The sequence below is a fragment of the Streptomyces fulvoviolaceus genome, from assembly GCF_000718165.1.
Classification (GTDB): Bacteria; Actinomycetota; Actinomycetes; order Streptomycetales; family Streptomycetaceae; genus Streptomyces; species Streptomyces fulvoviolaceus.
On the sequence record NZ_JOEY01000055.1, the window covers coordinates 19,278 to 40,264 of the forward strand.

General features: G+C 71.8%; 20 protein-coding genes. 11 read left to right on the forward strand and 9 right to left on the reverse strand.

From position 1 onward, the window contains the following. The first annotated feature begins 60 nt into the window (after window positions 1-60). The 6 genes from IG08_RS0143060 (at window position 61) to IG08_RS0143085 (ending at window position 5,590) form a co-directional block, all read left to right on the forward strand. Window positions 61-903 (forward strand): glutamate ABC transporter substrate-binding protein, encoded by an 843-nt coding sequence (locus IG08_RS0143060; protein ID WP_030616611.1) that lies wholly within the window; start codon window positions 61-63, stop codon window positions 901-903. A gap of 96 nt (window positions 904-999) precedes the next feature. Continuing rightward, the gene (locus IG08_RS0143065; protein WP_030616613.1) at window positions 1,000-1,677 is read left to right on the forward strand and encodes an amino acid ABC transporter permease; all 678 of its coding nucleotides are present in this window, start codon (window positions 1,000-1,002) and stop codon (window positions 1,675-1,677) included. Continuing rightward, window positions 1,674-2,618, forward strand: coding sequence for an amino acid ABC transporter permease (locus tag IG08_RS0143070; protein ID WP_030616616.1), 945 nt, complete (start codon window positions 1,674-1,676; stop codon window positions 2,616-2,618). The genes IG08_RS0143065 and IG08_RS0143070 overlap by 4 nt, the downstream gene beginning before the upstream one ends. Before the next feature lie 180 nt (window positions 2,619-2,798). Beyond that, window positions 2,799-4,415, forward strand: coding sequence for an FAD-dependent monooxygenase (locus IG08_RS0143075; protein ID WP_030616619.1), 1,617 nt, complete (start codon window positions 2,799-2,801; stop codon window positions 4,413-4,415). A 249-nt stretch (window positions 4,416-4,664) separates the two neighbouring features. After that, window positions 4,665-5,192 carry a cupin domain-containing protein gene (locus tag IG08_RS0143080; RefSeq protein WP_030616624.1) on the forward strand — a complete coding sequence of 176 codons (528 nt, stop codon included), beginning with the start codon at window positions 4,665-4,667 and terminating at the stop codon, window positions 5,190-5,192. Continuing rightward, window positions 5,189-5,590: a rhodanese-like domain-containing protein gene (locus IG08_RS0143085; protein WP_030616627.1), complete on the forward strand. Its 402-nt coding sequence runs from the start codon at window positions 5,189-5,191 to the stop codon at window positions 5,588-5,590. The genes IG08_RS0143080 and IG08_RS0143085 overlap by 4 nt, the downstream gene beginning before the upstream one ends. Before the next feature lie 10 nt (window positions 5,591-5,600). Here IG08_RS0143085 and IG08_RS62615 read toward each other — a convergent pair whose 3' ends face one another. From IG08_RS62615 to recA, 3 genes are all read right to left on the reverse strand, one after another. After that, on the reverse strand, window positions 5,601-5,732 hold the full coding sequence (locus IG08_RS62615; RefSeq protein ID WP_267965006.1) for a hypothetical protein: 132 nt from the start codon (window positions 5,730-5,732) through the stop codon (window positions 5,601-5,603). A gap of 74 nt (window positions 5,733-5,806) precedes the next feature. Beyond that, complete coding sequence (recX, locus tag IG08_RS0143095; RefSeq protein ID WP_030616631.1) at window positions 5,807-6,619, reverse strand: recombination regulator RecX; 813 nt, start codon at window positions 6,617-6,619, stop codon at window positions 5,807-5,809. A 3-nt stretch (window positions 6,620-6,622) separates the two neighbouring features. Beyond that, complete coding sequence (gene recA, locus IG08_RS0143100; RefSeq protein ID WP_030616634.1) at window positions 6,623-7,744, reverse strand: recombinase RecA; 1,122 nt, start codon at window positions 7,742-7,744, stop codon at window positions 6,623-6,625. A 286-nt stretch (window positions 7,745-8,030) separates the two neighbouring features. On the opposite strand from recA, the gene IG08_RS0143105 reads away from it, so the two are divergent. Continuing rightward, window positions 8,031-8,420 carry a hypothetical protein gene (locus IG08_RS0143105; protein ID WP_030616635.1) on the forward strand — a complete coding sequence of 130 codons (390 nt, stop codon included), beginning with the start codon at window positions 8,031-8,033 and terminating at the stop codon, window positions 8,418-8,420. Between the two features lie 56 nt (window positions 8,421-8,476). Then, window positions 8,477-9,211: a hypothetical protein gene (locus IG08_RS0143110; RefSeq protein ID WP_030616637.1), complete on the forward strand. Its 735-nt coding sequence runs from the start codon at window positions 8,477-8,479 to the stop codon at window positions 9,209-9,211. A 51-nt stretch (window positions 9,212-9,262) separates the two neighbouring features. On the opposite strand, the gene IG08_RS0143115 is transcribed toward IG08_RS0143110, so the two are convergent. Further along, complete coding sequence (locus IG08_RS0143115) at window positions 9,263-10,519, reverse strand: AI-2E family transporter (RefSeq protein ID WP_078655965.1); 1,257 nt, start codon at window positions 10,517-10,519, stop codon at window positions 9,263-9,265. A gap of 126 nt (window positions 10,520-10,645) precedes the next feature. Continuing rightward, entirely contained in the window at window positions 10,646-10,840 is a 195-nt protein-coding gene (locus IG08_RS0143120; RefSeq protein WP_030616642.1) for a DUF3046 domain-containing protein, read from the reverse strand. A gap of 80 nt (window positions 10,841-10,920) precedes the next feature. Here IG08_RS0143120 and IG08_RS0143125 point away from each other — a divergent pair, with 80 nt between their 5' ends. Continuing rightward, the gene (locus IG08_RS0143125; RefSeq protein ID WP_030616644.1) at window positions 10,921-11,865 is read left to right on the forward strand and encodes a hypothetical protein; all 945 of its coding nucleotides are present in this window, start codon (window positions 10,921-10,923) and stop codon (window positions 11,863-11,865) included. A gap of 30 nt (window positions 11,866-11,895) precedes the next feature. Here IG08_RS0143125 and IG08_RS0143130 read toward each other — a convergent pair whose 3' ends face one another. The 4 genes from IG08_RS0143130 to IG08_RS0143145 form a co-directional block, all read right to left on the reverse strand. Continuing rightward, window positions 11,896-13,077 carry a PucR family transcriptional regulator gene (locus IG08_RS0143130; RefSeq protein WP_030616648.1) on the reverse strand — a complete coding sequence of 394 codons (1,182 nt, stop codon included), beginning with the start codon at window positions 13,075-13,077 and terminating at the stop codon, window positions 11,896-11,898. A gap of 99 nt (window positions 13,078-13,176) precedes the next feature. After that, window positions 13,177-13,485 (reverse strand): AzlD domain-containing protein, encoded by a 309-nt coding sequence (locus IG08_RS0143135; RefSeq protein ID WP_030616652.1) that lies wholly within the window; start codon window positions 13,483-13,485, stop codon window positions 13,177-13,179. Then, window positions 13,482-14,240, reverse strand: coding sequence for an AzlC family ABC transporter permease (locus IG08_RS0143140; protein ID WP_030616655.1), 759 nt, complete (start codon window positions 14,238-14,240; stop codon window positions 13,482-13,484). Before IG08_RS0143140 ends, IG08_RS0143135 begins: the two co-directional genes overlap by 4 nt. Continuing rightward, the gene (locus tag IG08_RS0143145; protein WP_030616659.1) at window positions 14,141-15,106 is read right to left on the reverse strand and encodes an AraC family transcriptional regulator; all 966 of its coding nucleotides are present in this window, start codon (window positions 15,104-15,106) and stop codon (window positions 14,141-14,143) included. The genes IG08_RS0143140 and IG08_RS0143145 overlap by 100 nt, the downstream gene beginning before the upstream one ends. 107 nt (window positions 15,107-15,213) lie before the next feature. On the opposite strand from IG08_RS0143145, the gene IG08_RS0143150 reads away from it, so the two are divergent. Together IG08_RS0143150 and IG08_RS0143155 are read left to right on the forward strand one after the other, a co-directional pair. Further along, window positions 15,214-20,112 carry an ATP-dependent helicase gene (locus tag IG08_RS0143150; protein ID WP_030616662.1) on the forward strand — a complete coding sequence of 1,633 codons (4,899 nt, stop codon included), beginning with the start codon at window positions 15,214-15,216 and terminating at the stop codon, window positions 20,110-20,112. A 47-nt stretch (window positions 20,113-20,159) separates the two neighbouring features. Further along, window positions 20,160-20,987, forward strand: a complete 828-nt coding sequence (locus IG08_RS0143155) for a DNA-formamidopyrimidine glycosylase family protein (protein WP_030616665.1) — start codon at window positions 20,160-20,162, stop codon at window positions 20,985-20,987.

Genomic DNA, 20,987 nt, shown 5'->3' on the forward strand with positions numbered 1-20,987 from the left:
CGCCCTGCGTCACCCCGCTTTGACGGCTCGCATCTCTTCACCACACAAAGGATGTTCACCATGAAGCTCCGCAAGGTCACCGCCGCCTCGGCCGCTGTCCTCGCGCTCGCCCTGTCCGCGACCGCGTGCGGCGGCGACGACGGCAACGACTCCGACTCGGGCGCCAGCGGCGGCAGCAAGATCAAGATCGGCATCAAGTACGACCAGCCCGGTCTCGGCCTGAAGGAGCCCGACGGTTCCTTCTCCGGCTTCGACGTGGACGTGGCGACATACGTGGCCAAGCAGCTCGGCTACGACGCCAACCAGATCGAGTGGGTCGAGACCAAGAGCGCCGACCGTGAGAACGCGCTCGCCCGCGGCGACGTGAAGTTCATCGCGGCCACCTACTCGATCAACGACGAGCGCAAGGCGAAGGTCGACTTCGCCGGACCCTACCTGCTGGCCCACCAGGACCTGCTGGTCAAGTCGGACTCCGACATCACCAAGGCCACGGACCTCAACGGCAAGAAGCTGTGTTCCGTGACCGGCTCCACCTCGGCGCAGAACGTCAAGAACGACATCGCCCCGAAGGCCCAGCTGAAGGAACTGAGCGGCTACTCGGAGTGCGTCGCCGCCCTGCAGAGCGGTGCCGTCGACGCGCTGACCACGGACGACTCGATCCTCGCGGGCTTCGCCGCGCAGGACAAGTACAAGGGTCAGTTCAAGCTCGCCGGCCTCAAGCTGAGCAACGAGAACTACGGCGTCGGCGTGAAGAAGGGCGACACGGCGACCGTGAACAAGATCAACGACGCCCTCGAGAAGATGGTCAGCGACGGTGCCTGGCAGAAGGCGGTCGACGCGAACTTCGGTCCGGCGGACTACAAGAACGAGCCCGCCCCGAAGATCGGCGTCATCGTCAAGTAGCGCAGTGATCCACCGGCGTGCCGTCGCCCACAGCGATCGTGGCGGCGGCGCGTCGCGCTATCCACGTACGCCACCCACCCGGAAGCGCGGGAGATCGTGTTCGACTTTCTTTCAGACTATGACGACCCAAGCCTGTTGGGTGCCTTCTGGATGACGGTGAAGCTCACCGTCTTCTCCGGCGTCGGCTCCCTGGTCTGGGGCACCCTCCTGGCCGCGATGCGGGTCAGCCCGGTCCCGCTCATGCGCGGGTTCGGAGCGGCCTACGTGAACATCGTCCGGAACATCCCTCTGACCGTCATCATCGTCTTCAGCTCGCTCGGCCTCGCCGACATCTTCGGCATGACGATGGGCGCGCCCGACGACTTCGACCTCCAGGGCTTCCGCCTCGCGATTCTCGGCCTGGTCGGCTACACCGCGGCCTTCGTCTGCGAGGCGATCCGTTCCGGCATCAACACGGTGCCGCTCGGACAGGCCGAGGCGGCCCGCGCCATCGGGCTGAACTTCAGCCAGACCCTGCGGCTCATCGTCCTGCCACAGGCCTTCCGTTCGGTCATCGGCCCGCTGGCCAACGTACTGATCGCCCTGACCAAGAACACGACCGTGGCGGCGGCGATCGGCGTGGCCGAGGCCGCCACCCTGATGAAGACAATGATCGAGAACGAAGCCCAGACACTGCTCATCGGCGCGGTCTTCGCCTTCGGATTCGTGGTACTGACCCTGCCCACCGGCCTCATCCTCGGCTGGCTGAGCAAGCGACTGGCGGTGAAGCGATGAGCTCCGTTCTCTACGACACTCCGGGCCCCCGCGCCAAACGGCGCAACGTCCTCCTCTCGGTGGTCTTCTTCGTCCTGCTCGCCCTCTTCCTGTGGTGGATCTGGCGGACCATGGACGACAAGGGCCAGCTGAAGTGGGCCCTGTGGGAGCCGTTCACCACCGAGCAGGCCTGGACGACCTATCTGCTGCCGGGCCTCGGCGACACACTGAAGGCCGCGGCGATCGCCATGGTGATCGCCCTTCCGCTGGGCGCCGTCTTCGGCATCGCGCGCCTCTCGGACCACCGCTGGGTGCGGGGCGTGGCCGGCACGGTGGTCGAGTTCTTCCGGTCGATCCCGGTGCTGCTGCTGATGCTGTTCGCCAACGAGTTCTACGTCCGCTCCTCGGACATCTCCAGCGAGCAGCGACCCCTGTACGCCGTCGTCACCGGCCTGGTGCTCTACAACGCCTCGGTGCTGGCCGAGGTCGTGAAGGCGGGCATCCTGGCCCTGCCCAGGGGGCAGACGGAGGCGGCCTACGCGGTCGGCCTGCGCAAGGGCCAGACGATGTCCAGCATCCTGCTTCCGCAGGCGGTCACCGCGATGCTGCCGGCCATCGTCAGCCAGCTCGTCGTCATCGTGAAGGACACCGCCCTGGGCGGCGTGATGCTGAACTTCACCGAGCTGCTCAACTCGCGCAGCACACTGGCGGCCAACTACGCCAACGTCATCCCCAGCTTCATCGTGGTGGCGATCATCTACATCGTGCTCAACTTCATCCTCACCAGCTTCGCGAGCTGGCTGGAGGGCAGGCTGCGGCGCAGCAAGAAGAGCACGGGCGCGGTCCTCAGTGCCGAGGACATGGAGGAGCTCAACCCGGCGGCGGTGGGCGGCACCTTCGGGACGGGTGGCGAGGGCGGCGGCCCGAGCGGCTTCACCTTCACCGACAAGCCACCCCGATGATCTGATGCACAGTCAAGTGGCTTGAACGGCACGGAGGCAGTGGCATGATCGCCACTGCCTCCGTCACTTGACGCAAGCACCGGCAATGGGTTGCATACGTTCTGTGATCGTGCACCCTGCTCCAATCTCCTGTTCACCCACGTCCCTCGGGACGCCTCCGCGGGCAGGGGGCGCCGCGCCGTGGACCCGGTGATCATCGTCGGAGCGGGGCCCGTCGGGCTCACGCTCGCCCTCGCGCTGGCGCGTCAGGACGTGCCGTCCGTGGTCCTCGACGAGGGGCCGGGCAAGGACGATGCGCGCCTCGCCCGCACCGTGGTGCTGCGCGAGGACACCGCCGCTCTCGTAGGTCGGCTGACCGGGATGCCGCTCGCCGAGCTGGGTGTCCGCTGGGCCGGATGGCGGTCGTTGCGCCGCAAGCAGGTGATGCGTGAGGTCACGTTCGACGCCCCCGACACCGGCCCCGCCCCCCTTCACCTCGCCCAGCACGTACTGACCGGCGCCCTGCGCGCCGCCCTCACCGAGGAGCGGCTCGTCAAGATCGCCCCGGACAGCCGCCTGGACACCGTCGAGCAGGAGCCCGCCGGCGTCACCGCCCACACCCGCGGCCCCAAGGGCACGTGGTGGCGCGGCAGTTACCTGGTCGGCTGCGACGGCCCACGCTCGACGGTGCGCAAACTCCAGGACATCCGCTTCCCGGGCCGCACGGCGGTGGAACGCCACGCCGTCGCCGCCCTGCGCGCGGAACTTCCGTGGGAGGGCGAGGCGTTGCTCCATCGGATGCCGCCGTGGCGGACGTCCGGACCATCGGCCGGCGAGATCACCGGCCGCCCCCTGCCGGACGGCGTGTGGCGCCTCGACTGGCTGCTGCCCCCGGGCAAGGACCTGGTCACGCCCGAGCTGCTGGTGGCCCGCGTCCGGGAGACCCTCGCCGGCTGGAGCGGCGGCCCGACACCGCCGTACGAACTCCTCGACACCGGAGTCCACACGGTGCACCATCGGCTGGCCCGCCGCTGGCGTGCCGGTCGGGTCTTCCTCGCCGGGGACGCGGCGCACCTGCTCGGCGCGCTCGGCACCCAGGGGCTCGACGAGGGGCTCCGGGACGCCGACAACCTCGCCTGGAAGCTGGCGCTGGCCTGGCACCACGGTCCGCACGAGGCGCTGCTCGACAGCTATCAGGCGGAGCGGCGCGCGGTCGTCGCCGGGCGGCTGCGCGCCGCCGACCAGGCGCTGCCGCTGCTGCGCGGCGGCGCGGGCCTGCGCGCGGTCGTCCCCGGCTCGGCCCGCGGCCACGACGCACTGCTCACGGACGGTCACTTGGGGCGCGGGCCGCTCGGTGCGCCGGGGGCGTACGCCGACTCGCCGCTCGCACCCCGGCACCTCGAGGGAGAGGCCCCCGTCGACACCCCGCCCGGGACCTCGGTCGCCGATGTGCGGGTCACGGCGGAGGACGGCTCGTTCGTATGGCTGCGGGAGCGCCTCGGACGCGGCGCGCTGCTCGTCGTCCTGGTCGCGCCGGGCACGGGCGTGTGGGAGCGCAAGCACTGGGTGACCGCCGGGATCATGCCCCGGCTGGCGGCCGCGGTGACCGCGCTGCCGCACCCCGCCGAGCTGCTGGTCGCCGAGGAGTACCCGGGCGCGGCCCCGCACACGGTCCTTCTGGTACGGCCCGACGGTCACCTGGTGACGGCGCTGAGCGGGGTGCGCCCGGCCGACCTGTACTCGGCGGCCGAGTCGGTGCTGGGCGGCCCGCCGGCCAAGGCGGAGGCAGAGGCGGGAGCGGGGGCCGCCTCCCGATGATCTGTGCGCTCGCTGTCACTGTGCGTCCACATAGTGACAGCGAGTTGACCGGCCTGCCCGGCCGTGGTGTACTCCGCATCGTGACCGACACCTGTGTGCGCCTGTGGCGGAGGGTCCATCTGGACCTCGTCCGCTATCCAGGCTGCGTGTGTCGCAAGTCCTGCTGAATTCGCATCTTCCTCCACCCCGCGCGCGCCGCTTTCTGTGCCGCTGCGTGCTCCCACGCGAACACTCTTCAGGACGGTACCCGTGTCTGCTTCTCCCGCTGTCTCCCCGGCCGTCGCACCGCCCACCCAGGCGGACCTCCTCGACTTCGTACGACGGACAGCCGCCGACGCCGAGTTGATCGCCTCGCTCCCGCTCGACCCGGAGGGCCGCACCTGGGTGCGTCTGGAGGGGCCCGGCGGCAGCGAAGCCTGGCTGATCGGGTGGCCGCCCGGCACGGGCACCGGCTGGCACGACCACGCCGAGTCGGTCGGCGCCTTCCTCGCCGCGACCGGTGAGCTCAAGGAGAACTCGCTGGCCGCGCGGCTGCCCGCCGACGGCTGGAAGACGCTGGAACTGGAGGACGGCGTGGACCGGGAGCGCCGGCTGCCGGCCGGCAAGGGCCGCTCCTTCGGCCGCCACCACGTCCACGAGGTCCTCAACGAGTCCACCGAGCACCACGCGATCTCCGTCCACGCCTACTACCCGCCCCTGCCGCAGATCCGCCGCTACAGCCGCACCGGGCAGATCCTGCGCCTGGAGCAGGTGGAGCGGCCGGAGGACTGGCAGTGAGCGAGGCCACTGAACTGCCTCTCAGCATCGACGAGTTGCTGGAGCGGGTGCGCGGGGACTACGAGCGGATCGAGCCCCTGGAGGCGTACGACGCCGCCGGGGCCGGTGAGGCGCTGCTGGTCGACATCCGGTACTCGGCCCTGCGGGAGCGGGACGGGCTGATCCCCGGCGCCCTCGTCGTCGAACGCAACGAACTGGAGTGGCGCGTCGACCCGCAGGGCAGCCATCGCGTCCCCGAGGCCACGCACCACGACCTGCGCGTGGTGGTCATCTGCAACGAGGGCTACGCCTCCAGCCTGGCGGCGGCGTCCCTGCACCGGCTGGGGCTGCACCGGGCCACGGACCTGGTGGGCGGGTTCCAGGCGTGGAAGGCGGCGGGGCTGCCGGTCGCGGCATAGGAGCCGCGGGTCAGAATCTGTCCTGCGGGCAGTGGAGCGGGGCCACGTCCGCGCTGCCCTGGGTGACCAGACGTATCCGGGTGTTGGCGATCTTGTCGGTGTCCTCGTCGCGCAGCAGGGCGATGGTGTTGGTGACCGCCAACTTGCCGGTTTCCGCGGCGGAGTCGGAGACACATCGACGGCGCCGCCTCCGCCTCGGGACTGGTTCCGCCCCGTTCAGAACCCCTCGTCCCCGAGGAACTCCGTGTCCTCGCCCTCCTCCTCGAGGGCCTGCCGGACCACGCGCAGGGCCATGCCCTCGGGGTAGCCCTTGCGGGCGAGCATGCCCGCGAGGCGGCGCAGCCGTTTATCGCGGTCGAGGCCACGGGTCGAGCGCAGCTTGCGGGCGACGAGCTCACGAGCGGTCGCCTCCTCCTGTTCGGAGTCGAGCTGCGAGACGGCCTCGTCGATCAGTGTGGAGTCGACGCCCTTGGTCCGCAGCTCCCGGGCGAGTGCGCGCCGGGCCAGTCCCCGGCCGTGGTGGCGGGACTCCACCCAGGCGTCCGCGAACGCGCCGTCGTTGATCAGTCCGACCTCTTCGAACCGTGACAGCACCTCTTCGGCGGCCTCGTCCGGGATCTCCCGCTTGCGCAGCGCGTCCGCGAGCTGCTTCCGCGTGCGCGGGGTCCCGGTGAGCAGGCGCAGACAGATCGCCCGCGCCTGCTCGACCGGGTCCGCCGGGGACTCCCCCTTCTCGGCCCTCGACAAGGAGGGGGCGCCTCCGTCCTCACCGGGCGGCTCCCCGAAGCCGCGTCGACGGCGCCCACGTCCGCCCTGTGAGCCGCCCTCGCCACGTGCCCCGCGGCCGCCACGGCGCCGGCCGCCGCCGGACACACCCTCGCCGGGGTGTGTTCCGGCCGCGTCGTCACCGTGGTGCGAGCTGCCGTCCCGCCAACCGTCGCCGTCCTGGGCGAAGCCCCCGTCGCCTTGCCCGGGCTCACGCGGAGCGTCCGGGTAGGTGTGCTCGGCCCAGTCGGTTCGCCGTGTCATCGATCAGCTCTTGGCCGCCGCGGCCTTGGGCTTCGCCGCCTTGGCCGCCGCCGGCACCGTCTTCGCGGCGTCGTCCGCGGTGGCGGAGACCGCGGCGTCCGCGCCCGGCTCGGCGGTCGGCTCCTGCGGCCGTACGCCGACGCCCAGCTTCTCCAGGATCTTCTTCTCGATCTCGTTGGCCAGGTCGGGGTTGTCCTTCAGGAAGTTGCGCGCGTTCTCCTTGCCCTGGCCGAGCTGGTCGCCCTCGTACGTGTACCAGGCGCCGGCCTTGCGGACGAAGCCGTGCTCCACGCCCATGTCGATCAGGCCGCCCTCGCGGCTGATGCCGTGGCCGTAGAGGATGTCGAACTCGGCCTGCTTGAAGGGCGGCGCGACCTTGTTCTTGACGACCTTGACGCGGGTGCGGTTGCCGACCGCGTCGGTGCCGTCCTTCAGCGTCTCGATGCGACGGATGTCGAGCCGCACCGAGGCGTAGAACTTCAGCGCCCGGCCACCGGTCGTGGTCTCCGGGGAGCCGAACATCACGCCGATCTTCTCGCGGAGCTGGTTGATGAAGATCGCGGTGGTCTTGGACTGGTTGAGCGCGCTGGTGATCTTCCGCAGGGCCTGGCTCATCAGACGGGCCTGCAGACCGACGTGGCTGTCGCCCATCTCGCCCTCGATCTCCGCACGCGGGACGAGCGCGGCGACGGAGTCGATGACGATCAGGTCGAGGGCACCGGAACGGACCAGCATGTCCACGATCTCCAGGGCCTGCTCGCCGTTGTCCGGCTGGGACAGGATCAGGTTGTCGATGTCGACGCCGAGCTTCTTCGCGTACTCGGGGTCGAGGGCGTGCTCCGCGTCGACGAAGGCCACCTGGCCGCCCGCCTTCTGCGCGTTCGCCACCGCGTGCAGCGTCAGGGTCGTCTTGCCGGAGGACTCCGGGCCGTACACCTCCACCACGCGGCCGCGCGGCAGGCCGCCGACGCCGAGGGCGACGTCGAGTGCGGTCGACCCGGTGGGGATGACCTCGATGGGCTCGTTCGGCCGCTCGCCGAGGCGCATCACCGCGCCCTTGCCGAACTGCCGTTCAATCTGTGCGAGTGCGGCATCCAGTGCCTTCTCGCGGTCGGTTCCTGCCATGGGTTCCACCCGATTTGCTTGAGTCGATCGCTTCACGTCAAAGACGCTAACGCCTGCCACTGACAATGGGCCCCGACGCCCGTCCGACCTGTGGATAACTCGGGTACTTCTCCATCGAAACCGGGCCTAAATCCCCGTCGCCCGTCTTGCCGGAGCTCCCATAAGAATGGATGTTCGATTTTCGTGTCAAGCGCACCACGCGGCACCCCGGATACTTCACGCGGCGTACACCAGGTGTCTTCGGCGGGACGACGACCGGGCGGGGCGTTCTCAGGAGGCTTGAGCCATGGAGAACACGAAGAGCACCCGAGAAGCTGCAACGACGGCACGGCCTCCCGCCGTCACCGCGACCCTGTCCGCGCTGCTCCTGCTGGCCGTGTCCATCGTCGGCCAGATCGCGGCCGGAGCGGACTACCCCGCCGTACCGCCCGGCGTCGTCATCCCGCTCGTGGCGGGCGGCCTGCTGCTGTGGCGCACGAACCGCTGGACGGTCGGACTCGCCCTAGGCGTCGGCCTGTTCATCGGCGTGGGCGCGCTCCTGACGCCCAACACCGGTGACCATCTCTCGTCGGGGAACGGCGCGCTGATCGTCTCGACCGGCGCCGAGCTCGTCGCCCTCGCCGCCCTGGTCGTCGCCGGGGCCGCGGCCCAGCTGAGGAAGGGCGCATGGGCCTGACGAACGCGCCCACGGTGCGGACAGGGCCGTCGGCCCCGGCACCGTGGGCGCCCGGGATGCCTCGCGCCGAGCGGCTCTGCCACGCGACCGGCCTCCTCCTGGTCCTCTCCGGTCTCGCCCACCTGGTGGTGTTCGCCGTCGACGGCGGCCCCTGGGACGGTCCCGTCTCCTGGCGCAAGCCGGTGACGTTCGGGGTGTCCTTCGGGGTGACGCTGATCGCGGTCACCTGGGTCACGTCGTATCTGCGCGTCGGACCGCGGCTGCGCACCCTGCTGCTCGCCGTGTTCGCCGCCGACTGCGTCGTGGAGGTCGGCGGCATCACTCTCCAGGCGTGGCGCCGGGTGCCCTCGCACCTCGACATGGAGACGCCCTTCGACACGGGGGTGTCCATGACGCTCGCGGTGGGCGGCGGCGTCCTCGTGGTGCTGCTGACCGTGTTCGCGCTCGCGTCGTTCCGGCACCGGCCCTCGGGTCCCGCGGGGATGGCCCTCGCGGTGCGGTCCGGATTCGCGATCCTGCTCGTCGCGCTGGCCTCGGGCGCAGCGATGATCGCGCGCGGTGTAGTGCTCACCCGTACCGGCCACCAGGAGGCGGCCTACCACTCGACCGCCCCGCTCAAGCCCCTGCACGGGGTCAGCCTGCACGCCGTCCTGGTCCTGCCCGCGCTGGCCTGGCTGCTGGCCCGCACGCCCTGGAGCGAGGCCGTGCGGCGACGGGTGCTGGCCGCGGCGGTCGGCTGCTACGCGGCCGCCGTGATCGGTGCCGGGGTGTGGGCCGGGCTCACGTACTGACGGGACTCACGTACCGGCTGGCCCTCAGTACCGGCCGGCCTCACGCACGGGCTAGGAGGAGGAGTCGTCCGTGGAGTCCTGCTCTCCCGGCCGCCGCTCCCACAGGGCACGCACGCGCGTGAGCAGTCCGGATCCCTCTCCCCGTCCCCGGTGCCCGTGGACACGGGGATCGTCCGTGACGTCGTACCGCTTCACATACGCCCCCAGGAATGCCTGGAGCGTGGCGACCGCCGGGATGGCGATCAGGGCGCCGACGGCGCCGAGGAGGGCGGTGCCCGCGATGACCGAGCCGAAGGCGACGGCGGGGTGGATGTCGACGGTCTTGGCGGTCAGCTTGGGCTGCAGCACGTAGTTCTCGAACTGCTGGTAGATCACGACGAAGACCAGCACCCACAGCGCGTACCAGGGGTCGACCGTGAAGGCGATCAGCATGGGCAGGGCGCCCGCGAGATACGTGCCGATGGTGGGGATGAACTGGGAGACCAGACCCACCCACACGGCGAGCACGGGCGCGTACGGCACGTTCAGTGACTGCAGCAGGACGTAGTGCGCGACTCCGGAGATGAGTGCCATCAGGCCGCGCGAGTAGATGTAGCCGCCGGTCTTGTTCACGGCGATCTCCCACGCGCGCAGCACCTCGGCCTGCTTGGCGGGCGGCAGGACGGAACAGAGCGCGCGGCGCAGCCGGGGGCCGTCCGCGGCGAAGTAGAACGAGAACAGCGTGATCGTCAGCAACTGGAAGAGCCCGCCGAGGACCTGGGCGGACACGTCCAGGACGCCGGTGGCGCTGTTCTGCACGTAGTTGCGCAGCCAGTCGGAGCGGAGCAGGCCCTCCTGGACGTCCACCCGTTTCAGGTCGGTGTTGAAGTGGGCGTTGATCCAGTTGATGACGGAGTCGAGGTAGTTCGGGAAGTCCTCGACGATCTTGATGATCTGACCCGCGAGCATGGAACCGAGCAGCGTGACGAAGCCCGCGGACACGATCAGCACGGCGAAGAAGACGAAGAAGGTGGCCAGCCCCCTGCGCATGCCGCGCGAGGCCATCCAGCTCACCGCGGGCTCGATGGCGAGGGCCAGGAAGAACGCGATGAGTATGTTGATCAGCAGGCCGGTGAGCTCGTGAAAGGCCCAACTGCCCAGCTGGAACACGGCGAAGAGGGCGAGCGCGAGCGCCATGGCACGCGGCAGCCAGCGCGGCATGCGGGAGTTCGGGCCGGCGGCGCCGCCGGCCGGGGGCCCGGTGGGCGGCGTCGTGCCGAACGGGGATGCGTGCTGGGCGAGCTGCCCGGTCTCGTCAGTGGGTGCCACGGAGCAAGTCTCGCCCACGCGACTGACAATCGGCCGCCGCCCCTGGATCTTCGTGACCGATCAGTGCTTCTCTCCCGGAAAGTTCACGATCGATCGGTGCTTTCCTCCCGGAACGTTCACGAATGATCAGTGCTTCTCCCCCGGCACGTTCATGACGGTGCAGATCACGCGCCACACGTCCTTGGCGTCCCAGCCGGAGTCCAGCGCCTCGTGCACCGTGCGTCCGCCGAGCTCCGCCATCACGTGATCGCGCGCGAAGGTGTCGGCGTACCCCGAACCGAAGTGATCCGCCATCCGCTGCCAGAAGACCGTCAACCGCATGACACCAGTATCCCGCCCCTGAGAGTGGGCCTGAGCCGGGACCGCTTGCCGAGAACGCTTTCCGCCCTACGGTCTGTCGCATGGCCGAAACAGGAGCTTCCCCACTCCCCCCGACGTCCCCGGCGCACTCCCCGCTCTTCCGCGCCGAGCACTTCGTCTGGCTCACCGCGCGCGTGCTGGAACAGCGTCTCTTCGCGTACCACTTCCTGAACGGCGGCCCCGACCCGGTGGAGACGGCGCTGGACGCCTACCGCAACACGGACGGGGGATACGGTCACGCGCTGGAGCCCGATCTGCGCGGCCCGGTCAGCCAGCCGCTGCACGCCGGGCACGCCCTGCGGGTCCTGGACGCCATCGGACGGTGCGGCGGGCAGCGCGTCGAGCGTGTGTGCCGGTATCTCACTTCCGTGTCCACGCCGGACGGCGCCCTGCCGGCGATCCATCCCAGCCAGCGCGGCTATCCGACGGCGCCCTTCGTGCCGATCGTGGACGACCCGCCGAGCGAACTCCTCGCCACCGGGCCGGTGGTCGGCCTGCTGCACCGCAACGAGGTGTGGCACGCCTGGCTGTTCAGGGCCACGGACTTCTGCTGGCAGGCGGTGGAGGCTCTGCGGAAGTCCCACCCGTACGAGGTCCAGGCCGCCGTGGCCTTCCTGGACTCCGCCCCCGACCGCCCGCGCGCGGAGGCGGCCGCCGACCGTCTCGGCCGCCTGGTACGCGAGCACCGGCTCGCGGTACTGGACCCGGAGCACCTCGACGCGTACCCGGTCGCGCCGGGCTACGCCCCCGGCGAGCACCACTTCCCGCACGACTACGCGAAGACGCCGGACTCTCTCGCGCGCGCGTGGTTCACGGACGACGAGATGGCCCGTTCCCTGGACTTCCTCGCGAACGAGCAGGAGGAGGACGGCGGCTGGCCGGTCCGCTGGCGCCAGTGGGCTCCGGGCACCGCCCTGGAAGCGCGCCCCATGGTGACCGTCGAGGCCCTGCGCACACTGCGGGCGTACGGCCGCGGCGTGGGCTGAGGCGCCCGGGCCCTCGTCCGTCGCTGCTCGTCAGTACTCCGAGTCGCGCAACAAGAGGGCGGCGATCGCGAGCGCCGTCCCGCGCGGGGACGACAGGTCGATCCCCGTCTGTTCGTCGATCTTCGCGAGCCGGTTGTCGACGGTGTTCGGGTGCAGACCCAGGGCACTCGCGGTGGCCCTGCGGTCCTGCTGGTGGGCCAGGTGGGTCCGCAGTGTCTCGAGGAGTTCGGGCCGGTCGGCGACCGGGTCAAGGAGGGCCGCTATGCGGTGGCTGCTCTCGTCCCGTCGCGACAGGTGGTACTCCAGCAGCACGTCGTCGAGACGGTGCAGCCCCGGTGGCAGGCCGCACACGCGCGTGATGCGCAGGATCTCGGTGGCGGTGCGGGCGGCGTCCGTGATGTGCGCGGGTCCCTCGGCGGGCACTGCCGCCACGCGCACGTGCAGCCCGCTCAACCGGCTCAGCCGGTGCGGCAGGTCGTCGGGCGCGACAAGGTCCCCGGGGACGATGACGCGGCCCCCGTCGGCGTCCAGCAGCGCGTGCACGTCCACACCGAAGGTGCGGTCCAGGACGGTCTGCACCCGGCGCAGTCTGCGCCGCACCGCGACGGGCCCTTCGGCGGGCGGGGCCTCGAAGCCGAGGGCGAGCACCAGGGCGGGCCCGTCGAGGCGCAGCTCGCCCAGGAGCACATGTCCCGGCGGCACCATGCCGTCCAGCAGCCCGCGCACCAACGACCGCAGTTGGGCCCGCTGTTCGGTCTCCAGCGCGGCCCGCTCGTCCAGGTAGGTCTCGGCGACGGCGCCCACGACGCCCGGATGGCTCTCCAGCAGGGCGTCCACCAGCTCGACCAGCGCCGCCTCCTCCCCGGGGCGTGCCACGTCCCTCAGGGCGCGCCACAGGACGTACACGCCGACGGCGTGGGTGCGCAGCAGCAGGTGCAGCGGCATGCCCTCCTCGGCGCGCTGGGCGGCCCGCTCGCGGAAGACCCGGTTGTTGCTGCCGGGCGACACGGGGTCCGGGTCCTCGACACGGCGCAGGAACAGCCGTATGCCGTGCCGGACGGTCGCGGCGATCTCCAGGTCCTTCACGTCATCGGGCAGCTCCGCATACCCGGGAAGCTCCTCGAAGGACTCCCGGGTCATGCGGCGGGCCAGCTCGTTGACACGCGGCTCGCACCGCGCGGCGAGGGAGCGCGCGGCGGGTGACAGGGCCACGGCTCCTCCCCCAGACGGTCCCGGACGGTTGTGACGCGTCACATTACCCAGCCGACCTGGGAGGAGAAGGGGCTGATCACCGGCGGAGACGGGCGCTGATCACGCCCCCATCGCCCGCACCCCCGCGGTCACCACCACCGCCGCCGCGACGACGAGCAGGAACGGAGCGCGCAGCACCAGCGCGACGGCAGCCGCGGCGAGCCCCGCGGCCCGTGCGTCGAGCACCGGCACACGCCCGTCGGCGAAGGTCTGCTGGGCGGTGAGCGCGGCGAGGAGAGCCACAGGCAACAACGCGGCGAGACGCCTGACCAGCGGCCGGTCGAGGGCCCCCTCGGGCACGAGCAGTCCGGCCAGCTTGACGGCGTAGCAGCCGAGAGCGGTGACGCCGATCGCGATCCAGGTGTTCAACGGTCCTCCCCTTGCGCATGATCACGACGCGGACTCGTGCGGCCACGGCTACGACGCCCCTGTGCCCAGAGGACGACAGGCGCCGCGAGCGCGGCCACCAGGACCGGCAGTCCGGCGGGCAGCACAGGAAGCAGACCGAGGCCCAGCACGACCGCGAGCGCGGCCACGGCCCGCTCGACACCGGTCTTCACCATGGGCGCGAGCAGCGCCAGGAAGACGGCGGGCCCGGCCGCGTCGAGCCCCCACGCAGCGGTGTCCCCGATCGCGTCGGCCCCCAGCGCACCCAACAACGTGGTCAGGTTCCACAGCACGTACAGGCTGAGCCCCGTGACGGTGAACCCGATCCGCACACTGCGCCGCGTCGGCTGCGCGAGCGCGACGGCCGTCGTCTCGTCGATGACCCATTGGGCGGCGAACGGCCGCACCGCGCGCGGGAGCGCCAGCAACTGCGACAGCCGCAGCCCGTAGAAGGCATTGCGCACGCCCAGGAAGAAGGCACCGGCGGCGGCCGTCAGCGGGTTACCGCCGGCCGCGAGCGCCCCCACGAGCGCGAACTGGGACGCGCCGGTGAACACCAGGAGGCTGAGCGCACAGGTCTGCAGCAGCGTGAGCCCGCTGCCGGCCGAGGTCACCCCGAAGGCGAACCCGGACAGTCCTACGGCGACTCCGACTCCGAGTGCGTCCCGTACGACGGCGGCGTCCGGTTTCCCTCCGTCGTCGGCGCGTATGTCTGCGAGAGCTGTTTGTTCTGCCACGCGTCGGACGGTAGGCGCGGCCGCCGCCGCGCGTCTTGTACGTTCTTGCGCTCCCGCCGGTACGCGCCAGGGGGCACGCCGACGATCCGGGTGAAGTGCCGGTTGAGGTGCGGCTGGTCCGTGAACCCCACCGTGAGCGCCGCCTCGGCGAGAGTCGTCCCCGCGTCGAGCAGCCGCCGGGCCCGGCGTACCCGCGCATCCGTCAGCCAGGCGTGCGGCGGCATCCCGTAGACGTCCCGGAACGCCCGCAGCAGGGCGAACGGGCCGGTCCCGAGATCGGCGGCCAGCCGCTCCAGAGTCGGCGGTTCGGCCATCCGCTCCTCCAGCACGGCACGCGCGCGTGCCGCGATCCGGGCGCCCGCCGTCCGTACGTCCCGCTGCGGCAACGGGCCGCCGTTCAGCCGGAGCAGCCGGGTCACCGCGACCCGCAGCAAGGTGTCGGCGGCCAGCGCGTTGCCCTCGTCGGCGGCACGCAGTACCTGGTGCACCAGGCCGACGGTGTACGGGTCGTCGAGCACCGGACTCACGAATCCCGGCGTACCTCGAATCGTCGTGGTCTCGGCCGCGATCTCGGCGACCACCTGCGGCGACGGATAGACGGCTCCGTACCGCCACCCTTCCGGAACACCTGCCCGCCCCGTGTGCGCGGTATCGGGATTCACCAGCGCGAGCGCACCGGCCCCCGCGTACTGATCGGCCCCGCGATGGTGAAAGACCTCCACCCCGTCGGCGATGGCGGCGATCACGAAGTTCTCGTGCGTGTGCCGCACGAACGTCTTGCGGATGTACCGGGCCCGCAGCAGATCGACCCCGGGCAGCTCGGCGAACCGCCAGTGCCGCGCCGCCTCCTTGCCCGAACCCGTCATGCACTCATTGTCCGCCCTGGCGACGGACCGCAGCGTCCCGGCCCCGGATCGAAGCAGCGTCCTCGCAGGTCAGAGCCATTGTCAGTGCGCGGGTGCAGGATGGACGCATGGTCAGCTCCGCACACCGAGCCCTGGACGGCTTCTCCCCCGCGACCCGCGGCTGGTTCACGGGGGCCTTCTCCGCGCCCACCGCGGCCCAGGCGGGCGCGTGGCGGGCCATCGGAGCGGGTTCGGACGTGCTGGTGGTCGCCCCCACCGGTTCCGGCAAGACTCTCGCCGCCTTCCTCGCCGCCCTGGACCAGCTGGCCTCGACGCCCCCGCCCGCCGACCCGAAGAAGCGCTGCCGCGTCCTGTACGTCTCGCCGCTGAAGGCCCTGGCCGTAGACGTCGAGCGCAACCTCCGCAGCCCTCTGACCGGCATCCGTCAGGAGTCCGTGCGCCTGGGCCTGCCCGAGCCCGAGGTCAAGGTCGGCATCCGCTCCGGCGACACCCCCGCCGCCGAGCGCCGCGCCCTCGCCACCCGGCCACCGGACATCCTGATCACCACCCCGGAGTCGCTCTTCCTGATGCTGACGTCGGCCACGCGTGACGCGCTGACCGGCATCGAGACCGTGATCCTCGACGAGGTCCACGCCGTCGCCGGCACCAAGCGCGGCGCCCACCTCGCACTCTCCCTGGAGCGCCTGGACGAGCTCCTCCCGAAGCCGGCCCGCCGTATCGGCCTGTCGGCGACGGTCCGCCCGGTCGACGAGGTCGCCCGCTATCTCGCCCCGCGCGGCAAGGTGGAGATCGTCCAGCCCAAGTCCGGCAAGGAGTTCGACCTCTCGGTCGTCGTTCCGGTCGAGGACCTCGGCGAGTTGGGCGGCTCCCCGGTCGCCGACGGCACCGAGGGTGCGGAGCGGCCGTCGATCTGGCCGCACGTCGAGGAGCGCATCGCCGACCTCGTCCAGGCGCACCGCTCCACGATCGTGTTCGCCAACTCGCGCCGCCTCGCGGAGCGCCTGTGCAACCGGCTCAACGAAATCGCCTACGAACGAGCCACCGGCGAACCTCTCGACGAACACCACGCGCCCGCCGAGCTGATGGGCGGCTCGGGCGCGGCCCAGGGCGCCCCGCCCGTCATCGCCCGCGCCCACCACGGCTCGGTCTCCAAGGAGCAGCGCGCTCTCGTCGAGGAGGACCTCAAGGCGGGCCGCCTGCCCGCCGTGGTCGCCACCTCCAGCCTCGAACTGGGCATCGACATGGGCGCGGTGGACCTCGTCGTCCAGGTCGAGTCCCCGCCCTCCGTCGCCTCCGGCCTTCAGCGCGTCGGCCGCGCGGGACACCAGGTGGGCGCGGTCTCCACCGGCGTGGTCTTCCCGAAGTACCGCGGCGACCTCGTCCAGGCGGCCGTCGTCACCGAGCGCATGCGCACCGGCTCCATCGAGTCCCTGAAGGTCCCCGCCAACCCCCTGGACGTCCTCGCCCAGCAGCTCGTCGCGATGACGGCGATGGACACCTGGCAACTGGACGACCTGCTGGCCATGGTCCGCCGTGCCGCCCCCTTCGCCTCGCTCCCGGAGTCGGCGTTCACCGCGGTCCTCGACATGCTCGCCGGCCGCTACCCCTCCGACGCCTTCGCGGAGCTGCGCCCGCGTGTGGTCTGGGACCGCGTCGCCGGCACGATCACCGGCCGCCCCGGTGCCCAGCGCCTGGCCGTCACCTCCGGCGGCACGATCCCCGACCGAGGGCTCTTCGGCGTCTTCCTCGCCGGCGCCGACCCCAAGAAGGGCGGCGGCCGGGTCGGCGAGCTGGACGAGGAGATGGTCTACGAGTCCCGGGTCGGCGACGTCTTCACGCTCGGCACCAGCTCCTGGCGCATCGAGGACATCACCCGCGACCGCGTCCTCGTCTCCCCCGCCCCGGGCGTCCCGGGCCGGCTCCCCTTCTGGAAGGGCGACCAACTGGGCCGCCCGCTCGAACTCGGCCGCGCGGTGGGCGCGTTCCTCCGCGAGGTCGGCTCACTGCCCAAGGAGGACGCCCGCCTCCGCCTCCTCGCCGCGGGCCTGGACGCCTGGGCCGCGGACAACGTGCTGTCCTACCTCGACGAGCAACGCGAGGCCTGCGGCCACATCCCGGACGACCGCACGATCGTCGTGGAGCGCTTCCGCGACGAACTCGGCGACTGGCGCGTAGTCGTCCACTCCCCCTTCGGCGCCCAGGTGCACGCCCCTTGGGCCCTCGCCCTCGGCGCCAAGCTCTCCGAGCGGTACGGCATGGACGCCCAGGTCATGCACGCCGACGACGGCATCGTTCTACGGCTGCCCGACGCCGATCTCATGGGCCTGGACCTGCTCGACCAGGAGCCGACGAAGATCGGTACGGAGTACGACGCGGACCAGGCCCCTGTCGGCGCCGCGGATGTCGTCTTCGACAAGGGCGAGGTCGACCAGGTCGTCACCGACCAGGTCGGCGGCTCCGCCCTGTTCGCGTCCCGCTTCCGCGAGTGCGCCGCCCGCGCGCTGCTGCTCCCGCGCCGCAATCCCGGCAAGCGCACCCCGCTGTGGCAGCAGCGCCAGCGCGCCTCCCAACTGCTCCAGGTGGCGAGCGAGTTCGGCTCGTTCCCGATCGTTCTGGAAGCGGTCCGCGAGTGCCTCCAGGACGTCTTCGACGTCCCCGGCCTGGTCGAGCTGATGGGCGACCTGGAGAACCGCAAGGTCCGCCTCGTCGAGGTCACCACCCCGGAGCCCTCCCCCTTCGCGCGCTCACTCCTCTTCGGCTACGTCGCACAGTTCCTCTACGAGGGAGACTCGCCCCTCGCCGAGCGCCGCGCCGCCGCCCTCTCCCTGGACTCGCGCCTGCTGGCCGAACTCCTCGGCCAGGCGGAACTGCGCGAGCTGCTCGACCCCGAGGTGCTCACCGAGCTGGAGCGGGAGCTCCAGTGGCGCACCGAGGACCGCCGCGTCAAGGACGCCGAAGGCGTCGCCGACCTGCTGCGCATGCTCGGCCCGCTCACGGACGCCGAGTTGGCCGAGCGGGGCGCCGACCCTCAGTGGGCCCAGGACCTGGCCTCCGCCCGTCGCAGCATCCGGGTCCGCATCGCCGGCGCCGACCACTGGGCGGCGATCGAGGACGCGGGCCGCCTGCGCGACGCGCTCGGCACCGCACTGCCGGTCGGCGTCCCGGAGGCGTTCACCGAACCGGTCAAGGATCCGCTCGGCGACCTCCTCGCACGCCATGCCCGCACCCACGGCCCGTTCACCTCGGCCACGGCCGCGGCCCGCTTCGGCCTGGGCGTGGCGGTCACGGAAGGTGCGTTGCAGCGTCTCGCCGCGAGCGGCCGTGTCGTACAGGGCGAGTTCCACCCGTCGGGCATCGGCCAGGAGTGGTGCGACGCGACCGTCCTGCGCCGTCTCCGCCGCCGCTCCCTGGCCGCCCTGCGCCACGAACTGGAGCCGGTGTCGCCGCCCGCGCTCGCCCAGTTCCTCCCGCAGTGGCAGCACATCGGCAAGGGCCACTCGCTGCGCGGCATCGACGGACTGGTGCGCGCCGTCGAGCAGTTGCAGGGCGCGTCCGTGCCCGCGTCCGCCCTGGAGAAGCTCGTCCTGCCGTCCCGCGTCGCGAACTACAACCCGGCGATGCTCGACGAACTCACCTCCGCCGGAGAGATCGTCTGGGCCGGAGCGGGTGCCCTCCCCGGCAAGGACGGATGGGTCTCTCTGTACCTGGCGGACGCGGCCCCGCTGCTCCTGCCCCCGCCCCACCCCCTGGAGCCGACGGCACTCCACCAGTCCGTCCTGGACACCCTCTCCGGGGGCTACGGCCTGTTCTTCCGCCAGATCTCCGACCAGGTCCGCGCCACCACCCACCCCGACGCGACCGACCCCCAACTGGCCGACGCCGTATGGGACCTGGCCTGGTCCGGACGGCTCACGAACGACACCCTCGCCCCCATGCGCTCCCTGCTGGGCTCCGGCCGCACCGCGGGCTCCACCGCCCATCGAGCCAAGCGCACCGTCCCGCGCGGGCGTTACGGCTCCCTGACCGCCGCCGCCCGCACCGCCTCCCGCACCGGCCCACCGACCGTCGCCGGCCGCTGGTCCCTGCTCCCGCAGCGCGAGGACGACCCGACCGTGCGCGCCCACGCCCTGGCCCGCATCCTCCTCGACCGGCACGGAGTGGTCACCCGGGGAGCCGTCTCGGCGGAGGGAGTCGAGGGCGGCTTCTCGGCGACGTACCGCATCCTGTCCGCCTTCGAGGACAGCGGTCAGGCCCGGCGCGGCTATGTGGTGGAGGGACTCGGCGCCGCCCAGTTCGCCATGGACGGCGCCGTGGACCGCCTGCGCGCCGTGGCCAACGCCCGCGACCGGGGCGAGACCCTGCCGGACGGGCCGCTCGGGAACGACTCTCCGAACGGATCCCCCGAGAGCTACGGATTCGGCGGCTCCGCATCCCAGGGCCTCGACTGGACCGACGGTTTCGACCCCGACTTCAGCCCCCTCGACACGCCCACGAACACCCCCACTTCACGCGACGAGTACGTCTCACCGCGCGACTTCGCCCCACCCAGCCCCCAGGGCCCGCACGGCAGCCACCCATACAGTTTCAGCGCCCGCCGCACCCCCACCTCCGACGCCATCCGGGCCGTCGTCCTCGCCGCCGCCGACCCCGCCAACGCGTACGGCGCCGCCCTCCCCTGGCCCGATCCCCCGACCGAGGCCGGGCACAAACCGGGCCGCAAGGCAGGCTCCCTGGTGGTCCTCGTCGACGGCGAGCTGACGCTCTACATGGAGCGGGGCGGCAAGACCCTGCTGGCCTGGCCCTCCGACCCCGACGCCGCAGCCACCGACGACCCCCGCCTGCGCACAGCGGCGGAAGCCCTCGCCGCAGCCGCCCGCGCGGGCTCCCTCGGCACGGTCACGGTGGAACGCGTCAACGGCACCTCGGCCCTGACGTCCCCCATCGGCACCCTCCTGGAAGGAGCGGGCTTCATCGCCACACCCCGCGGTCTGCGGCTACGAGCATGACCGCAGCCACCACACCGCCCCCACCCCCACCGTGCCACCCTTGACCCATGCCCGAAGGAGACACGGTCTGGCAGTCCGCGACGCGTCTGCACGACGCCCTCGCGGGCAAGGTGCTGACCCGCAGCGATCTCCGGGTGCCGAAGTACGCCACAGCTGATCTCACGGGCCGTACGGTCCTGGACGTCACCCCGCGCGGCAAACACCTCCTCACCCGCATCGAGGGCGGCCTGACCCTCCACTCGCACCTGCGAATGGACGGCTCCTGGAAGGTGTACGCGGCCGGCCGGCGCTGGACCGGCGGCCCCACCCACCAGATCCGCGCGATCCTCGGCACCGCCGACCGTACGGCCGTCGGCTACCGCCTCCCCGTCCTGGAACTCCTCCGCACCACCGACGAACACCGCGCCGTCGGCCACCTCGGCCCCGACCTGCTCGGCCCTGACTGGGACCCCGAGCGGGCCCTCACCAACCTCCTGAAGGACCCCGCCCGCCCCCTCGGCGAGGCTCTGCTCGACCAGCGCAACCTCGCCGGCATCGGCAACATCTACAAGAGCGAACTCTGCTTCCTGCTCGGCGCCACCCCGTGGCTCCCCGTCGGCGCGCTCCCCGCCGACCGCGCCGCACACCTCCCGGCGCTCGCCAAGAAGCTCCTGGAGGCCAACCGCGACCGCCCGGTCCGCAGCACGACGGGCCGCCGCGGCCAGGACCTGTTCGTCTACGGCCGCGCACCCCGCCCCTGCCTCCGCTGCCACACCCCCGTCCGCGCCGCCGACCAGGGCGACGGCTCCCGCGAGCGCCCCACGTACTGGTGCCCACACTGCCAACGAGGCCCGGCCCCGACAGCACGCAAGGTCCAACCCCGTACGACCAATTGA